12 protein-coding genes are annotated in these 18115 nt (G+C 44.4%); 1 reads left to right on the top strand and 11 read right to left on the bottom strand.

Annotated features, from left to right (window positions below; genetic code table 11):
- Positions 1-71 precede the first annotated feature (71 nt).
- From H524_RS14205 to H524_RS17005, 11 genes are all read right to left on the bottom strand, one after another.
- Positions 72-1415 carry an MFS transporter gene (locus H524_RS14205; RefSeq protein ID WP_084281647.1) on the bottom strand — a complete coding sequence of 448 codons (1344 nt, stop codon included), beginning with the start codon at positions 1413-1415 and terminating at the stop codon, positions 72-74.
- Positions 1416-1999: 584 nt separating this feature from the next.
- Positions 2000-2209, bottom strand: a complete 210-nt coding sequence (locus tag H524_RS17425) for a hypothetical protein (RefSeq protein ID WP_044121463.1) — start codon at positions 2207-2209, stop codon at positions 2000-2002.
- A 461-nt stretch (positions 2210-2670) separates the two neighbouring features.
- Positions 2671-3660, bottom strand: a complete 990-nt coding sequence (locus H524_RS0104130) for a type IV secretion system protein (protein WP_169726128.1) — start codon at positions 3658-3660, stop codon at positions 2671-2673.
- Between the two features lie 257 nt (positions 3661-3917).
- Positions 3918-4649: a hypothetical protein gene (locus H524_RS0104125; protein WP_156907530.1), complete on the bottom strand. Its 732-nt coding sequence runs from the start codon at positions 4647-4649 to the stop codon at positions 3918-3920.
- Positions 4650-4960: 311 nt separating this feature from the next.
- The gene (locus H524_RS0104120) at positions 4961-6442 is read right to left on the bottom strand and encodes a hypothetical protein (RefSeq protein WP_027939308.1); all 1482 of its coding nucleotides are present in this window, start codon (positions 6440-6442) and stop codon (positions 4961-4963) included.
- A gap of 373 nt (positions 6443-6815) precedes the next feature.
- Complete coding sequence (locus tag H524_RS16380; RefSeq protein WP_084281646.1) at positions 6816-8153, bottom strand: TraB/TrbI/VirB10 family type IV secretion system protein; 1338 nt, start codon at positions 8151-8153, stop codon at positions 6816-6818.
- A 326-nt stretch (positions 8154-8479) separates the two neighbouring features.
- Positions 8480-10753, bottom strand: coding sequence for a conjugal transfer lipoprotein TrbH (locus H524_RS0104100; protein ID WP_027939307.1), 2274 nt, complete (start codon positions 10751-10753; stop codon positions 8480-8482).
- A gap of 85 nt (positions 10754-10838) precedes the next feature.
- Positions 10839-12068, bottom strand: coding sequence for a TrbG/VirB9 family P-type conjugative transfer protein (locus H524_RS0104095; RefSeq protein WP_027939306.1), 1230 nt, complete (start codon positions 12066-12068; stop codon positions 10839-10841).
- Positions 12069-12111: 43 nt separating this feature from the next.
- Entirely contained in the window at positions 12112-12789 is a 678-nt protein-coding gene (locus H524_RS0104090; protein WP_027939305.1) for a VirB8 family type IV secretion system protein, read from the bottom strand.
- 127 nt (positions 12790-12916) lie between these two features.
- Positions 12917-13210 carry a VirB3 family type IV secretion system protein gene (locus tag H524_RS0104085; RefSeq protein ID WP_027939304.1) on the bottom strand — a complete coding sequence of 98 codons (294 nt, stop codon included), beginning with the start codon at positions 13208-13210 and terminating at the stop codon, positions 12917-12919.
- Between the two features lie 138 nt (positions 13211-13348).
- Entirely contained in the window at positions 13349-14710 is a 1362-nt protein-coding gene (locus tag H524_RS17005; RefSeq protein ID WP_156907529.1) for a TrbC/VirB2 family protein, read from the bottom strand.
- Positions 14711-17065: 2355 nt separating this feature from the next.
- Here H524_RS17005 and ybgF point away from each other — a divergent pair.
- Positions 17066-17791: a tol-pal system protein YbgF gene (gene ybgF / locus H524_RS0104060; RefSeq protein ID WP_027939302.1), complete on the top strand. Its 726-nt coding sequence runs from the start codon at positions 17066-17068 to the stop codon at positions 17789-17791.
- The last annotated feature ends 324 nt before the right edge of the window (positions 17792-18115 follow it).

Raw genomic sequence — 18115 nt, 5'->3', positions numbered from 1 at the left:
GACCATAGCAAAAAGGCCCAACAATGTTGGGCCTTTTGCGTAATGAAACTAACTTTTTTGCTGGCAATGGCCTAGTCGATAGTGCGCTCTTCGTAATCATGTTTGTTGTGCATACGCACTGATTTAGCGGCAGCCTGCTCGGCCTCAAGCTGTGAGGCAATTTCTGAGGCCACTTGCTCCTTAATCTCAGCAATAGCATCGTGAGAGCGAGTTTCTTTGGCGCAAGTAGATGGCGCAGCCTTTAAGGATGCAGGAGCCTTGAGCACAACAAAAAGAGCAATGCACAAAAGTGTACAGCCCGAGAGTAAGAAGATAGAGGCTAGGTTTAAATAGGTTGCAATCGCACCGCCAATGATTGGGCCAATGGTTCCACCCACCTGCTGAGCAGAGAAGAGCATACCAAACATCGAACCACGCTCAAGTGGGCTAGTTAAATTGATGGCCATAGAGTTAGCTGATGGGAAGATGCCAGAAAAGCCTAAACCTACACAGAACTGCAGCATGGCAAAAGGCACTAAAGTGTTAGGAATAAACTGCAGTGCAATTAAGCATCCTGAGGCTGTAAGTCCCGTGACCATAGTGCGGTAAAAGCCAATGGCTTGACCTTTTCGACCCCAAATTGGAGCTGCAATAGCTCCAGCAAAGCCAGATAAAGAGAATACAAAGCCTGAGATCATGATGAGGTTTTCATCCGAGCCGCGTAACTCTCCTACATACAAGGTCAAAATAGGCTGCAAGAGCATGATAACCATGTTGGTAAGGCCAGCCGCAATCAAGATAACCATGACGCCGTCACGATGCAGTAATTCTTTGTAGCTAGTAGGCTTGGCTTTCTTATTTTTGTCAGTTGCAGGTGGTTCTTTAATTAAGACTAAGGTGAGCAATGTGATAATCACTAAGGCGCAACCTGCAATCATGAATGAAGTGCGAATACCAAAGTACTGTGCGAGGATGCCGCCAAAGAGTGGGCCTAAAATACCACCGCAAATATTAGCTGACTGCATCACACCCATAGAAAGACCAACTTTGTTAGCTGGAGTATAGGCTGAGGTCAGGGCTAAAGATGCTGGCCATAAACCGGCTGCAAAGCCTTGGAAGGCACGGACTAAGAAGAGCTGAAATGGAGTTTGAACGAAAGCGCCGGCAAAATAGGTAATGGCAATCATGGTGCTAGAGCGCAACAACATGAGCTTTTTGCCTTTAGAGTCGGACATCTTGCCCCAAATAGGAGCCATCACCGCACAAACAGCAAAGGAGACAGCGAAAATCGCACCTGACCACAGATTAATCGAGTCAGGGGATGCGCCGAGCTCATTTTTGAGGTACAAAGGCAAAAACGGAATTAACATGGTATAACTTGCAGACATCAGCACGACATTGCAGGTCATAAGGCCCAAAACTACTTTCCAGTTCACTAAAAGCTCCAGAAGTCCAAAACAATACGATGGCCTAAGTTCCCAAGTACTATGCCCATGGACTAATGGCATGTAAATGCATTAATTCCATGTGCTTATCTGTGATTATCAATGCTATCTTGCCAAGTGATCTTTTCATGTAGCTGTAATGCACGAACTTAAGTTATCTTCAAAGCCTTCGTAGCACTAGCTTGATTAATTAAAAGAATACAAGACCGTGCCAAAAGCCCAAGGCCTTTAGCCAGATCTATTGCAAGACTGATAATTAACTACAGATACTCAAGCTCACTTATCATATCTTAGATGGCTATAAGACTAAGAGCCATTTGAAGCTAAGTGAGCAGCGCTGTTTAGCAAAATAAATACAGTGTTATGTAGAATTTTGTATCTAAGCATTTTTCATTATCAAGTGCCTTACTCTGACAACTAAGAGCATGCAAATTTTTCAAAATCTTGCAGACACTCTAGTCTCTCTAGCGCCTTGATAAGCATCATTGCTTAGTGCTTAATTTGGGAAGCTATTACAAAGTATATGCTCATTTGAGATAGTGTCTAGCTTGATGCAAAACTTTTTTCACTAGCCCTCAATTACAGTCAAAATAAGACTGATTGAACTGAAAATCACCCATCCTCAATGGCATACAAGCAAGCGCTTTTGCAATAAATTGCAAAGCCGCCGCCACCGACTCACCAAGCAGGCCGCCATCAAGCGCTAGAGCCATCAAGTCAGCGGCTATCAAGCAAGCTGCCATCAAGTTAGCAGCCATCAAACAAGCGCTCAAGTATGCATCCATACAGCAATAGAGCTATCAAGCTTGCGATCAAACTGCCCATCAAGGCAAGTTCATCAAGCAAGCATGGCAAATGGGATACATGTATAGCACTCTTATGCATACAGAGCGGACAGATGCTGTGCTTACGAAGTAAGAGCAATTGACAGCGAGTGAATCTCGATAATCGTGGCAATCCTAACGAGCATAGTTATCGCTAATCAAGAGCTAAAAGTAGCTGACTTTTGTGTAGTTAGGTAGTAATTGCGGGACATTAATTAGCTGATTTTATGGCTGCAGGCGGGAAAAGATGGTAGGAACTGCTCGCCTGATTAAGTGGGACGAGATAGGCGAGCAGCACTTGCTGGAAAGATAGGTTGTAAGGCTTTAAGCTTGCCAAACGGCAGCAAGCTATTAAGTGCGTTTGTTGTTGAGCTCGGCTATGTGGATCAGCTGAGACTTGCGCTGCTGTTTAGCTTGATTGGCTAGACAATTTGATTATTTGGGCGCAAGCTTAAGCGCGTAAAATAGTTAAAGGAGCTTACAGATACCAAGGATGACATCATGCTAGGTAGCTTAAATCCCATGCCAACCACAAAAAGCATGACCATAACGATGTAGCCAGCATCCTGTAGATGGATAGTTCCGCCAGATGCAATATAGTTATTGATTCTGACTGTAAGCAGTCTAATCACGTCTATACCAATGATGTAGATGATGGTGAGGGTCATCAAGGCTATACCTGTAGCTAATACGGCTCTAAAGTAGCTAATAGCTAGACCACGAGTAGAGGCAAGAGCGCCAAAAGGAATTAGAATCATGCCGGCTACACACAAGAGCATTGACCAGACGTAGAGAGTGACATAGCGCAAGATAAAGGCAACTAAGAGCACAAACATTACAGTTAAGAAGACGTAGTAATAAACTTTGCTCTTGCCGGCCATTTGCTTGGCGTAATTGTCGGCTAAGGTAAAGAACGACTCAATTAACTGCAGCATGCCCTCTAAGTTTCCTCTATGCTCATCACCAGCACCAAGTTGAATTAATGAGTTGATGACATCCGAGGCAAATTCATAGCCATTGAAAATGAGAAAGTAGATCGCACCAAAAGTTAGAATAATGCGGATCATGGCTGTGAAGATGTAGAAGTAATCGGCATGTCTTAAGATAGCCTTAGACCCCTCGATTACCAGGCTAATAGCGCCTAAGTAGAACATCATAGTCTGACAAAAACTCATGATGCTCATACGCATATCTAAAAGCTTGTATTCATAGAGCTTAAGCACTTCTGCAAGACTGATTTCATCACTAAGACTAGTGCTTGCTGCCTTGCACTCAATGCTCATTAATGCAAGGACAAGCGCAGTTAGCACAAGATAAGCGCCGCTCACATAAAGAGTGTGCATTGCGCTTTTATTAGGCTGTGCATTGCCGAATTGCTGTGGCAACACCATATCTTTAACCTCACTGACCATGCACCTTTGCATTTTGCACTTGTGCATTAACTTTGTGGATAGAGCACCTTCCACAGTTTTGGATAAATTGCCATCCATAGGTTTTGGATAAAACACCTTCCAGAGTTTCTGGAGAAAACATCATCCCATGCAGGTAGATAAAACAAGATCACAGACAACAGCCACAAAGTGCGCTTCTCTTGGTTAGATGAAGGCTTAGCTACTAAGCTTAGCTATTAAGCTAAGCTAAGCTGAGCTGATGGGGCACTGCTGTGTGGCTATGGCAAGCGAGTGGGGAGAGTTTCTACTTTTTTGGAAGTGCTTTTGGCAACCTCTCTAAAGTAAAACTCATCTGCCAGGACTTGATTGCTCTGCTTAGCTAGTGCATGTCCTTGCAGCTTAGTAAGCTGCGCTACTTGTGCATTGAGATCAATCATGGAGGAGGCTACTGAGCCGTTAATCTTTGACAGACCATCTAATGTGGCGGCTTGTGAGTTAGTGTTTTGTGTTTCATCTGCAATGCGTTGGAGCTTATCAATCTGCACTAAGAGTTTGTCATTCATTTGCTCGGCATTTTTATAAGCCTGCATGGCCTGAGAGATGGAGCTATCCTCAAGATTTTGTAAGGTCTGAGAGAAAGTACAATTGCCCGATTGCATGCACTGATCCCAGGCTTGAGCTTTTCTAAATGAGGTGTAATAGCGATTAGCTGAGCCAAACTCATCCCAGATTGCTTTGGAAGCGTAGAGCATGGCCATAGTATCTTGCTGCAGCTTGTGAATATACTCCCAGGTGTATTTGTTATCCATGGTGTAATTCTTGTCCATGAGCATTTGCGTATCACTAGCAATGGTATTACCTGAGAGCAGCTCATTAATTTGCCTAGCCTGATTGATGTTATCGCGAGCCCATTGCTCAACGGCTAGCACTTGCTCCTGTATAGTCTGAGCAAGTACAGCACCATCAAAGACCGGCATTGCTCCATGAGCATTGGTACAATTTAGTCCCAAAATAAGAGCCACAGAAAGCTTAATGCTAGATGCTGCATGATAAGATGGGCCTCTTTTGAGTTGCGATGATGCTTTAGATGCAAGGCTTTGTAAAGCCTTACGCTCATGCATATTTAAGAAAATAGGCTTGATGGCGTTGCTAAACAATCTGCGAGCGACGCTTAAGGCAAAAAATAAAGAATCTTGGTGCTTAGACATAGTTAATCGGACCACAAGGGCCATGAGCATAGTCAAGCTCACCGCCCCTTGGAGCCGTCCTCCTAAAAAAATATAGAGTTACAAGGGCTTTTATCCCGATCTAGAGCTTTAAATCAACAAGTAGTGGCAGCTGTTTGCGTGCATGAGTTTGCCTGTAAGTGCTTAACAAAGCGCTGCCGTGCATTGATATAGGCTGCGATAGCTAAGAAATTTTCAAACTTAATAGCTCGTTCATTAGTGATATGGTGCAAGCGGCAGTCATACAGCAGGCAAGCATCGTTATCTAACAGCTCAGGGCTGCTAAAGAAGCGCTTGTTCTCTTTGGAGCGATTGATATCGTGCTCAATTTGCATAGCGGCTAAATCATGAGGCACATCTTTGATGGCATCGCGATTAAACAGCTGTGCGGCGGTATAGTCTCTAAAGAGAGTGAAGCTATCTTGCATGATGGAGCACCACTCATTGTCCTTGCTGTAATCAAAGCACAGACGATAAAGGCCTAGGAGACGGACAAACAGACGGATCTTGGGGCTGACTTCAACATCAAGCGGCATGGCGCTAACTTCATAGTTATTCACTGGTTCAAAAGGCACATAGTTATGCAAGCTACGATGGGCACTATCTAAAGCACAGAGAGTCTCATAGAGCTGTGCAATGAGTTTGATACTCATATAACGATAGCCAGCTTCTGTGAAAATCTTCATGACCTCATCTTGGTAGCTCTGTTTGGCAAGAGCTGCACCGCCATGCTGCTTCTTGCTTTGCAGTGCACAGCTATACTCACTAGAGAGCGACTTAACCTTTACGCTAATGTCATGTACTTCATCTTGAGAAAAGGCAGCTTGTGAGTCGTACAAATGCTTTATATAGCCTTTGTTTTCAAAGGAGTGAAAGTACGATCCATCAGATGCTTTGATGTTGATAAACTTGCCATTGGACAGGGCATACACAATAGGCCTCAAAGTAGTATCTGAAGCATACTGGCTCATGGCATTGCAATTGAGTGACTCTTCAAAGCCATGCTCAAACTCATCGCCATGCACAAGCTTTGCAACACCTTCAAGTCCATTGCTAGTAGCCTCAGCAATACCTTCAAGTCCATTGCTAGTCACCTGAGCGCCATCTTCAAACACGGCCATGGCATCACTTGGTATGTTCATATCGCTAAGTGGCTTATCCATGCTGCTAACAGCCTTAGCAGCAGCGGCCTTGGCAGAAGATAGAGCATGGTTTGATGTAGAAGAAAACTTAGATGTTTTGCTCTTTACTTGATTCTGCTTGTCAAAGTCAGGGAGTCTGTCAAAGAGCACTTCTTGTATAGCGCGTTCTTTAATGGCATTGAGGTGCTCAAAGACTCTCTCTACGATAGCTGCAGCAGAGGTAATGCTATGTGACAGAGTGAGGCAGTCATTAGACTCAAAGTGCTCAATGAGCTTAAGGCCTTCTTCATAACAAGAGCTATCTAATGACTCATCGTTTAAAGAGACGAGTACATTGTCGATAGTGCTCTTAGCTTTGAATTTTGGCTCATAGCTTACTTTGCGCTTTAACTTGTTCCATTCGATCGTTGGGGCAACAGCTTGAAGTAGTCCCATATCCACGCCACTAGGTAGTACATAGCTAATATGTCTATGATCGTACATACGCAAATCAGTGCGTAGCCTCTAGTTAAAGAGGCCCGTGTGCTGCCCTCCAATGTAAAAGTTTTAAAGTTTGCCAAGAGCACAAACAAATCCGGTCAACAGTGAACGCTGCACCAGCGCAACGAAGCACTAAACTACCCGTACTAAACTGCGTCGCACTAAGCTACGTCGTACACGCGCAACCATGCAAACGCTAGCGCTTGTAGCAGCAAGCATTAGCTATCAATGGGCATACCTTAAATAAGAGTCAGGAATTAGCCTCGCTTAAGTGATGCTCTATGTGCTTATGCTTGGGCTTGGCAAAAGGTTTTTGGATTAAATCAACTTAGTTTGCAAAGTTGATATCTTGCATGAGCGTGATATTGAACTCATAGCCTGGTTTGATAGTGAGTGTCGGCGCGATATTCATATTGCGCTCGATAATCTGCGTGATAACACGACCCACAGATTGGCCAAGGCCTTGGGAAAGAGCTCCGTTGAGAGTGAGATCGCCATTAGCGTCACGATCGTTATCATCAACGCTCAGAGCAATGCCGGCAGTGACACCGCCTAATAAAATGGCATTGCCAAGAATTTCAAAGAAGCGATTGTCTACATTAGCGCCAATGCCGGCATAACCATCTCGTGAACTTGCAGGCATTGATCCTAATTGCATAGAGCGACCGTTTGGGAAGATAAGGCGATTAAAGCCAAACATCATGCGCTTTTGGCCACGCATTGGACCTGAGGCATATTGGCCTAAAAGCTTGGAGCCTTTAGGAATGAGTACATGCTCGCCGCTAGTAGAGTCATAAACATCTGATATTACCTGGGCTTGTACCATACCCGGAACATCAGAGTTAACGCCAGTTAAAAGTACGCATGGAACTACTGATCCTTGCATTAAAGTAAAGGCAGAGGCTGCTTTTTGCATGGTGGTATCAAAGTGTGAACCAGCATAAGCAAGCGAGTTATATGCATCCATAGTTCTGCCATCTAAAGCAGTGCCTAAAGAGCTTGCACCTGATGTATAAACGCCACTGTCGCTAGATAAGGAAGCTGAGTTAATGGCATTTAATCGTGCTGAGGCATTGTTTAGATATTGCTGAGCATTAACCCCAACTGCATGACCATCACGTGCTGCTTCGTAGCCATGGCCAGAGACAAGTTTTGTAGAGGCAGCTAGATTGGTCTTGTCTTGCATGACAGACTCAACTGCTACAGATGAGGACAAGGCCTTAAGTAGTGCTGAGGCACGGCGCTCTTGCAGTGCTTTGACAGCTTTATCGTGGGCACTCTCAACTACTACCGCTGGTGCTTGGCTCTCAATTTGTACCCGTGCAACTTTCTCTTGAGGTTGTGGCAGTAGCTCCTCAGCTTTATGCTCATTAAAGCTTGCGCCTTCATAAAGTCCGGTGTAGTTAACTAAGTCGCTTAAGAAGTCATCAGTTGAGGTTAAAGCGATATGCTCTTTTTCTGAGGATGACTTAAGCTCAGTTAAGATTGCTGAGCTATGGGCAGTTGTTATCGCATCCTCTTCATCTTCCATAGTTTGACTACGCTCAGATTGGCCTAAGGAGCTGAGCATGGAGAGCACACTGACGCCTGCAGATATACCCAAAAGCAGGTACAAAGGTGCTTTAGTTGCTCGTGAGGAGCTAACTTTTTGATTAAGGCATTCCATAACAATTACGCAATCACACCCAAACTACAATCAAGCCAAGCCCAGCCATAAAGCCAAGCCTGTCCAAACCAAGCTAGCCGTAAAGCCAAGCCAAGCCAAGTTAAGCTAAACCAAGCACAGCACATCACAGCTTAGTGAAGCAAGCCTAGCGAGCATGTCATCAAGAAAGGTGAAATTGCGTCTCCATTTTTAAGTTTAAGAATATGTACAGCAAGATCTTGGTCGCTAACTCATGGCTTGAGATTGCTAATACGCTCATTGCCATGAGATAAGATTTGGCAATGAATCTGTGTGCAAGACCAAGAGTTAAACGTGCTTGCAAGGCGCTAAGCACTTAGCGTTTGGTGCTCATATGGCGCATCGTTAGGTTTAGTGGTTAAGTGCTGTACATAAGACTTAGTTAAGTAATTCATTACATCTTTGGATAAATACTTAGATAAAGCAAAGTGGCCATAGTAGGCTGCAGGGCAATCATAATGTGGTGCACTATGATCCTCATGTGGCTGCACGTACTTGAATATCATTAAGTTCTTGTAGTCATTCTTCATTAGCTGCTCTTCATATGGAGCGAGGTATTTAGTTAAGTACTTAGAAGAGGCAAAGTCCGACAGATCGGTTAAAGGTTTTAAAGTTAAATCGAGGGTTTTACCTTCGTTAACCATGGCAGTGACCTTAGCAAAAGTAACTTCATCACTATCAGTAACTTCCCAAGGGTATGCATCTGGTACGGTTCGTTTCTTGGCCTCATGGATGGCTGCAGCAAACTGACGGCTAAAGAGCTCTTCTTCATCCTTGGTGTACTTAGTTCTAATAGTGCCATCATGAGCAAAGTAAAGCTGGTGCTCATCAAAATTGAAGCCCTTGGCATCCAAACGCTCTTTAATCCAGTACTTATCCTTTGTATGAGCTATTGGTGAGACATCATGTAAAGCATCCTGCTGCTCTTGTGGATGGACCTTAATACACATGTAGTTAAGGTAATCAAGATCGGCCCTGAACAGGTCAGGATTGGTCTTAGCGGCATCAAGTGCCAGCATTTGCTCAAGCTCAATACGTTTAGCTTCTTGTAATTCAGGATGAAACTTCCAGATTACAGAGTTGCCATATAAGTTTTTGTATTGAATATCTCTGACAAAGCCTTCAAGCGGATTGTTGTTACTTACCTTTTGTGGCTTAATACTCACTTCCTTAAGTTGGTCAGGGATGGGTATCGGATCTTGTTTGCTCGCTAATTGTCCGGTGCTGGTATTTTCTAGTTCTGACTTTTGCCTCACCTTGTCCTTAGCCAAATCCATAGCCTCACCAAGCCCCATGGCATTGGCAGATGATATGCCCAAAAGGCGACTTAGCCAGTTTGCTCCAATAGATCCCTTGCGCTCCTCGCTCTTTACGCCATTATCTTGAGCACTCAAGCTGCTATCAGGCGCACTCATCCTAGTTTTGGTCTCATCAGCAACACTTCCCTTAACCTCGGCAGCGCCTTTATTCATCACTGACTCACTTAGCAGCGTGCCAGTTAATGAAGATCCCTCGACATTCTGATTCACTCTAAGCTTTGCGCTCATCATGTCTAAAGATGGTAAGAGACTCTCACTGCGCTTGCTAGCACCTGAACTCTCACCTTGCTTAGATGCCGCATTAACATCATTAACCTGAGCTAGTGAAGTGCCTTCGCTCTTGGCATTAGAGCTAGCGATCGCATTGGCATTGGCATTTGCAGATGCCTTGCTTGAGGCAGCTGATGCAGATGTTGATGCGTAAGCTGCTGGCGATGCAGAGTTTGTTGTGGCGCGGGCGATGGCCTTGCTCTTAGTCTTGTTTACTGATCTTGATTTATTTGAGGCCTTTAACTTAGCTGATTTGCTTGCTTTAGTTGCTGTGCTAGTTGAGGTAGCGGCAGCAGCGATTGCACCAGTGATGTTGGCAGTGGCCTGAGCGTTTTCATCAATAAACAGATCTTGAGTTTGCTCAATGGTCTGTGCACGGTATGCATTTAACAGTTGCTCTTGGGCTTGTGCCTCAAAGTCTTGAGCGCTGCGGTATTGATTAGGCTCGGTAAGCTTGCTGCGGTAGAGGGCCTTCTTGTGCGATAAGACACTCATTGGTCCTAAAGACTCGCCTTGAGTGGTGTAAAGACGAGAGAGCTTGAGCTTATTGGTATTCACATTAACCATGTAGATACTGTCATCTTGAGATTTGATTAAAGAGCTGTTAACGACAGTTGCTCGACCTTTGCAGCTTGCTTTACTCCGGCATACTGCAGCACCATGCTGCTGCATGACATCAGCTAAAGCCTCATAGTGCTGCTTAAGTTCATCAGTAGCTTTATCATCGGCATACACTGCAAAGGTAGTGCGATTTAATGCATAGTAGTGAGACAGTGCTGGGACAAAGTCTAAGCAGACATATTTTGAGTACAGATACTGCTGTTTAAGCTCGAGTTCATGGCTATCGATCTGAACACCACCAAAGTCACGAAATGAATTAGCAAAGTCATTTAGGTTGCAAGCATTTAACAGTATGGTTGAGCAGGCAGCAGTGAGTGCAAGTGCAAGCTTGCTGCGAGATAAGATGCACTGATGCTGTTTGGAGTTAATCATAATTAATCGCAAACCTCTCTTAAGAGGAGTAATTGCCTAGAGCGCAATAAAACAAGTGTTATGAGTGTGAGCACTGTGGGTGATATTAAGAATTGCGGATAATATCGGCGCTCATAGCTCGTCCTGAGTCTTCATTTCCAATAAAGAGGCGTAGATGGCGTGGAATGCCATCGACCACAAAGTTATTGCCCAGCAAACGATAGTTAGTGACTGCAGTGGCGTCTTCAGAGAAGACATGGGTTTGCGTCACCTCAACTATGGCTGGCAACATGCCCTCAGAGAGCTTTTGCGGCATTTGTACATAAGTATGTTTGCCATCATTAAAGACACGTAGCGGAATGACTTCCTTATCGCCACTGACCTGATAGTTAAAGTCCAGGCCAGAAAGTAGTGCTACAGAGCTTTTAGCGCGTTTGCGTCCAGGTATAGCTGCAGTCTCTGATACATACTCATCTTCATCAGCTAACGCTAGCTCCTCGCCACTTGCTGACAAGTTCAGCTCGTTATTACGTTTGCGGGCGAGCAGTTCGTTTTTGATGTTTTGATAGCGCTGCATACTCTGTTCGGTATAAATAAAACTTACATTAGGCATGAAGTCTTTTGCTGAGGACTTAATGTCAATGGAGTAACTGCGCTTATCAGTGTAGATAGTGAGATTAGACTCAAGACCAATGTCGGTAGGTTTAATCGTTACATGCTCTACCATGCCTTGAGCAGAACCATGAGCTGATCTGCCTACAACCCATCGAGCTGAATCGCCAGTTTGCACATCTACCACGCTCTCGCCAGGTTCAAGTGAAATGTCACACACATGCAGTAAAGAACACACAACGGTAGGCCTGCCTGCACCATAGACAAAGCGTACTTCGCCAGGGCGTTCAACGATTGGACGGCTTACTGCTGACTTTTTAGCTTTAGGATTGTTAGATGCCTCTAAAGCCTTAAGAATCTCAATATCTTGCTTAGATAGAGTATTTTGATTACCTCCTAAAGCGATGATGTCATCAAGGGCACTATCAGCATGAGCAAGACTAAAGCAAGTAGGCACACTAGTAAGCAGCAAGGCGCTCATGCATAAACAGGCACAGGTATTAAGCTTAAGATGCGAAAAAGTGCGCTTACCCAGCATCCTACTTCCCAGCTTGCAAGTATCCTGCATGCTAGTACCCAGCATGCTTGTACCATGCATGGCTTGATGCCGCCAGGTGTAGTTTGGAGCTGCATTGGTAGCAGCAAACTCGTATACAGCTGCAGCTTCATCAGATGCTGCTGCAGGGGCTGCTATATTATTTTGAAAAGACTTGCGTAAGTTCATAAGTACTCCCAGAAGGCCTGCTAGTTAGTTTTAAGTGTAGTTATCAGGCGATCACGTCTGAGATTAAGAGTTCGGATATGTACAGCTGCAATGGATTGTCTAAGTAGTTAGCGGCAGTCTTTTGATTAGCATCAGCAAAGCTAAAGCTAATGAGTGCTCGCTTTTTATGGACTTTGACTTTGAGATCGCGCTTAGAGCTAATCGACTCTTTCCAGTCCACTTGCACAGTGTGGTTGTCTAGATGAATTAAGTTGGCAATATCAACTTGCACCGACAAACCACCGAGGTTGGTGCTCATGGGATTATTGTCTGTGTAGAAGTTATTGATCTTTTGGTGTACTGCCGAGCCTTGCTCAATATAGGCATAGACCTTATTGATAAGCTGTGCTTGCAGTTGTTTATCCAAAGTTACAGTGCGTAAGTCGCGGATAAAGTCAGACACGAGTGAGTCGATGACCGCTGCTGGCACCTCTTCTTTTGAAGTGAGCTTGTGACTAATACGCCCTTGATTTAAGACCACACCATGTGAGTCCACACTAATCAAATAAGGCTCAATGATGCTTTGCTCGGTGCGGTTGATGTAGGCTGCGAGCAGAAGAAAACTTAAAGAGAGCGATAAAACGCACACTGAGGCTACGCTGCCATGTCGCTTAAGTTCATTTACGGTACTTACCACCTTGGCAAGTCCCGAGAGTCTTACAACTCCATTTTGCTGTTTCATAAAAGCCCTTCAATGTAGGCCCAATCTAAAGGCTAGTGCTTCTCATTGCCTAATGAGGCGCAGAGAACTCATTGCCTAATGAGGCACCGACTAAACCATGCCATTACAGGCGTGGACTAAAGATGCTTTAACGCTTGGCGTAAAAGCTTTGGTTTGAGTATTGGCAATGCGCGGTGTAGTAGTTTTTGTAGCGCAAAGATCTCAGCCACACCTGGCGCATACGTGTATCGTATTTGCCCATTTGATAGAGGCAAAAGTAGATCATCAAACACATGGTGAATGTGATGATTAAGGTGACGAAGTTGTACGTGAAGATACTTAAGGTGACTAAGGCTAAGGTGTTACACATAAACAGCTCACGGTCGCAGCCTAAGATCTGCGTGCAATTGCCTAAAGCCTTATAAACTCGATGTTCTCGCATAAACTAAATCAGCAAATTGTCTGTCTGTATGAATGTGTCAGAGCTATCTTCTAAGCTTGCTTGAGTGCTGTTTCTTTGGTCTTTAACAAAGCTAAAGAAAAAGATGACGTTTAAAAACAAGATCAGCACTGGAGCAATTCAGGATAGGCGCGTGTCTTTAAGGTCAAGGTGGCTTGGCATAAAGCCTTTTAAAGTGCGACTTGAGAACTCAAAGAGCTGTAGTTCTAAATCACCATTGCTGCCTTGTGACATCTTTACGGTAAGCTCGTTATTCATCAGAGGTAGTGGTGATGACTGATAAGAGTTAAGGTCATAAACCTCGCTTAGAGCGCTTAAGGTCTTGTTAAAGTAAGGGTGAGAGCTATACACACTTTCCTTAGGCACAAAGACGGATGGATGCTTGTACTTATCGGTGTCTTTGGTATTGGAGTTATTGGCATTAGACTGATTAGAAGAGTCCATACCATAGCCATTAAGAAGGCCTGAGATAAAGCGATCAATATGCTCTTCGTATGTAAGATCAGGATTGATGGCTAAGAAGTCTTGTCTTAACTCCTCAAGTGCCTCATCTACAACAATTAAGTCATGTGATGAGTTTGCGCTGCTCTGTCTTTGCTGAGCAAAAACTGAAGGCTTAAGCTCTCTACGTGCCATATCCTGAGCTTGCTTGTTATAAGCAGCGCTGTTGTATGCTAAAGAAAGTGGATCAGAACCATTAGCAGCACGTGGATCTACTGCTGGCTTAGCGCTTTCATTTAGCGCTGCAGCTGCTGCAGCATCGCTGTCAGATGCGAAAGTTCCTGTGGAAGTATCGGCCTTGTGTGAGTGCTCCGCTGCGTACTTTTCAGCAGTATTCTGTGCACTTTCTGCTGCAGTATTCTGTGCGCTTGATTTTGCATCTGCGCTCTTAGCGTCCACAGGTGGATTGATAGAAGCGCCATTAAAGAAGTTGGTCATGAGGGAGTTAGCGCCTAGCAAGAGAGTCATCACCAAAATTATGTAGATGATAGAGCGCATAAAACGGCTGATTTCACCACCAGCAAAGATGAGGGTAGCGCCACAACCAATAATGCCTAAAAGCGCAATGGTAAAGGCAATTGGGCCGGTGGCTGAACGCTGCAGAGCTGAGAGCCACACTTCATATGGCAGACCTGAACCGGCGCTAGCTGCTGAGGCATTTGCATCGGGCATACAAAAGATGCTCAGATACACAATGAGCAGCATGACTGATATATAGCTTAATGCCATTAACAAGCTGATGGTAAAAGTAGACAAACGTGGTGCGGTGCAGTCAGCATATGAACAGTTAGCAGCACCATGGCTACGAGTATTTCTATTTACAGCATCTGACTTTTGTCCATGCGGATTCCACAGAAGTACTCCATCAGCGCTGTATGAGGCGAGGGTAGCATCAACACATGGTTGCTTAGGAGCATGACTGCTAGTGGCAGTATTGTTAACTTGAGGGGCTAAACGAGCTCCGAAACAGGCTAGTGACATAGTAAAAACTCCAGAGGCCAAGGCCTCTTTAATACATTTGAATGTCTGAATAGCTCAGGCAGTGTTGTTCGTTTTATGTATGCAAATACGATAAATATCGTATTTGTATGAGTGCAGTAAGCTTAATTTGGGCGTGCAAAGGCCTAGGGTGCTAGCCTTGCTAAGCATCAGCATCAGCATCAGCATCAGCATCAGCATCAGCATGGACTTAGTCCATGCATCGGCCGTAGCTGAATTCATTGGGCTGTGCTGTGTCTAATGGCTGCGGCTTAGCACCTTTATCTTTGAACTTTGAAAAGCGTGGATTGCTAGGCGCTGCTACGTCCTAAGCGTGTACATAGCTGACGCTGATACACTTGAGAGAGGAGTGCAGCGTCCTGATGGAGTGCCCATTTAGAGTGGGGAGTAATGCTCTTGTTTAAGAGTCGGTGGTAGTAATTTGTTTTGCTAAAAGCAAGATCATTTAGCTCAGTTGACCAAGCTGCATGCACGAAAGCCTGGGAATGAGCAAGGGCATTGGAACAAGTCATAAATAATTGGAAAACTCTTAAGCACCGCAAAATTGGTGATAGAGTCTTCCGCCTCCGAAAAGCAAAATTAGTTGCGCATATTGAAGCTTGACTAAGTCGAGCTTGCAGCTTTGTAATCTGTCTTGATTTGCAATCATCAAGGCTATGCATAAGTAACACATGGCCTTAGTTACAAACTGGCGTCTTCTTCAGTGAATCCAACCAATGAAAGCTATTGAGTGTTAGCGCAGCAGCATAAGCAACTGCGTGGCTAAAGCTAAGGGAACGTAAGCGCCAAAGCATAGGCTCTGTGCACTTTCAGTTGGTAGATATCGTGAGAACTACTTAGGCGGTGGCGGGGGCGCTATTGAATGCTGCTCGGGTCATCGTCTTTTGAGGCAATGATAGACCCATGGGCGGATTTTCAAAAATTTGCCGAAATAATGATTCATAGTAGATTCAAATGTACGTTTGGGCATTTTGCTAAGGTGATTGCTATTTAGACAAAGCAGGCTTAGTTATTTGACAAATTTGCCATATTTGTATCTATTTAAATGGCTTAAATACGGCGTTTGTCAGCATGACAGTGACAGAAGTGGCCATAGTAGTGCTGAAAAGCAAGTGTGAGCTCGATCACGCTTGGTTAGCGATTTTTGCATGAGCCGTTTGTGCAGGCTTGAATGGCGTATATATGGGCTTTTAGTAGCTACTTTGGGGTGTGGAGTGAAAGTGCTTGCAAATTCTGTGAGCCAGTTCTCAATTATTAGGCCTTTAAAAGTGGTATACAAAATCCGTTTTACAAAAGAGAGCTTGGTGGGCACATGTTAAAAGTGTGAACTACCATTCAAAATCGATACAAGATTTTGAAATTTCGTGCAGAAAATATTTTTTGTGCTATGGCGTCATTTACGGCTCTTGACGAAAGCAAATTGCTGTAGTCGCAATCAAAATAGGCGGGCTTTATGGCTAAGCTAAGTCACAATGCGCCGCAATCGTGAAAAATGTCGGCAAAAAGTGTGATCTCAAAAGCTCAAAAATCTCAAGCCATCATAGATGCAATCTAGCCTCATGGCTGGTTTTAGATGAAATTTTTGGCTAAAAATCGACCTTAAGCTAAGTAACAAAAAAGATTGCTCATAAACAAAGTTAATTACAGTGCAATTGCATCAAAAGCTTATGAGGGCTGACGATACGCCACTACTGGGCTATAATCTAAGCTTAACTGTATTGTCAACATGCAAAGGCTAGCGAAAGCGGCAGTAGCTGCACGCTAGTTAAGATAGTAGTCTGTCTTAGAGCTATGCCTTTTGTGATGTAATTGCTAGGCTAACTCTCATGCATATTAAGCATGTGCAAAACAAGACAAGGCAATGAAGGCAATGAAGGCAATGCTACGTAAGGAAAAGCAATGCCTGCCATTCTTGAGCAACGCTTGCCCTTTCTAAGCTGCACGTGCCATTGTTTTGCAACGCTCACGCTTTTGTACAGTCGCTTATAAGCATGGTGCACATAGCATCTGAAGATGCTGTAGCCTCAAGCATTGTTGCTGAGCATGACTAAGCTTAGTATTGAGCAAGGATAGGCTTTATTCATAACCTGTCTGATGCTCTAGGATTTTTAGGCACAAAGTGCCGCATCTTGCTAACCATGAGGTTTAGCAAGATTACTTGCATATATTGCTTAGTATGCAAGTTTAAGGATTTTGGTGTAATGCCTGAGGGCATTGCAAACAAGCTTTTGCAAGTACTTGCTTGCACATAAAAGATAATGGCAAGGTAGGCATCATGAGTTCTGTATGTAGATATGATGTACCGCCATATGTCTATGGGTTAAGGGAGAATAACCAGTGAAGTTTAAGGTAGGATTTATCTTTTTGCTTGGTATGCTGACAGGTACCATTGCAACAATGTTGTTAACCAACGCAATGGCTGACGAGGCTAGTTTGCAGCGTCAGCTTGATGCGCAGCAGCGCACCATGAATGCTCAGCAAAATCAGATCTATCAGCTGCAGCAGGACATTGCGACCTTACGTGGTGAGCTTGAGCAATTACGTTATTTAGCAAGCCGCCAGGGTGGAGTTTCAAGCTCAAACAATAACACTGTAGTCAATCTTCCAGTTGGCAATACCCCAAGTGCAGCTCCTGCAGCTCCAAGCAACAATGCTGCCTCATCTTCAACTGGTAAGCTCACTGGCGTAACTGATGAGTCTCGCAAGGCTTATAACGATGCTTATGCCAAGGTACAGAATAACGACTTAAATGGCGCAGCTGCTGCATTTAAGGCCTACGTTGAGAAGTATCCAGACAATGCCTTAACTCCAAATGCTTGGTACTGGCTCGGTCAGGTTCAGTACTCTCAGGCAAACTACGAGCAGGCACGTTTAAGCTTCTTAAACGTAGCTCGTTTTGCCGACTCACAAAAGCGTCCAGATGCCTTATACAAGCTTGGCATGATCTCTAAGTTCTTAGGCGATAAGGATAAGGCTACTCGCTACTTCCAATTAGTAGTTCAGACTTATCCAAACGATGCCGCTGCTACTTTATCTTCACGTGAGCTGCAGCGTCTTAAGTAATTGCATATCGCGCCGCACCCACGCAAAAAGCTCAGCTAAGCAGCGCTTGACGCTAGCAGATGCGGCACGATGAGAGTAGATAGAGGCATCACTACACTACTCTAAACATTCTGACGATAAGCTAGGATTAATTTTGTAGCTATGGTCCACTCTCGCTAAAGAGCGCTATGGGGGGCAACGCCCTCGTGCACGAAGTTTAGAGGCTTCATGTTAGAGGGATGCAAGCATGTAGCTTAGATGACTTTTGTCAGATGGATTAAAGCATTTGCTAAGCCCAACAACAAAAGCTACAGCTTAAGCAAGTTACAGCTGAGGCATTGCATA

Origin of the sequence: Anaerobiospirillum succiniciproducens DSM 6400, from assembly GCF_000482845.1 — a bacterium.
Lineage (GTDB): Bacteria > Pseudomonadota > Gammaproteobacteria > Enterobacterales > Succinivibrionaceae > Anaerobiospirillum > Anaerobiospirillum succiniciproducens.
The sequence above is the reverse complement of the archived record's forward strand: the minus strand, read 5'-3'. Positions and strand labels throughout refer to the sequence as shown.

Excerpts from the sequence above, each read along its gene's own strand:
- H524_RS16380 (WP_084281646.1), bottom strand. The coding sequence starts at position 8,153 with ATGGAATGCCTTAATCAAAAAGTTAGCTCCTCACGAGCAACTAAAGCA.
- H524_RS17425 (WP_044121463.1), bottom strand. The coding sequence starts at position 2,209 with ATGGATGCATACTTGAGCGCTTGTTTGATGGCTGCTAACTTGATGGCA.
- H524_RS0104095 (WP_027939306.1), bottom strand. The coding sequence starts at position 12,068 with ATGAACTTACGCAAGTCTTTTCAAAATAATATAGCAGCCCCTGCAGCA.
- H524_RS0104085 (WP_027939304.1), bottom strand. The coding sequence starts at position 13,210 with ATGCGAGAACATCGAGTTTATAAGGCTTTAGGCAATTGCACGCAGATC.
- H524_RS0104090 (WP_027939305.1), bottom strand. The coding sequence starts at position 12,789 with ATGAAACAGCAAAATGGAGTTGTAAGACTCTCGGGACTTGCCAAGGTG.
- H524_RS0104100 (WP_027939307.1), bottom strand. The coding sequence starts at position 10,753 with ATGATTAACTCCAAACAGCATCAGTGCATCTTATCTCGCAGCAAGCTT.
- H524_RS0104130 (WP_169726128.1), bottom strand. The coding sequence starts at position 3,660 with ATGGTCAGTGAGGTTAAAGATATGGTGTTGCCACAGCAATTCGGCAAT.
- H524_RS0104120 (WP_027939308.1), bottom strand. The coding sequence starts at position 6,442 with ATGGGACTACTTCAAGCTGTTGCCCCAACGATCGAATGGAACAAGTTA.
- H524_RS17005 (WP_156907529.1), bottom strand. The coding sequence starts at position 14,710 with ATGTCACTAGCCTGTTTCGGAGCTCGTTTAGCCCCTCAAGTTAACAAT.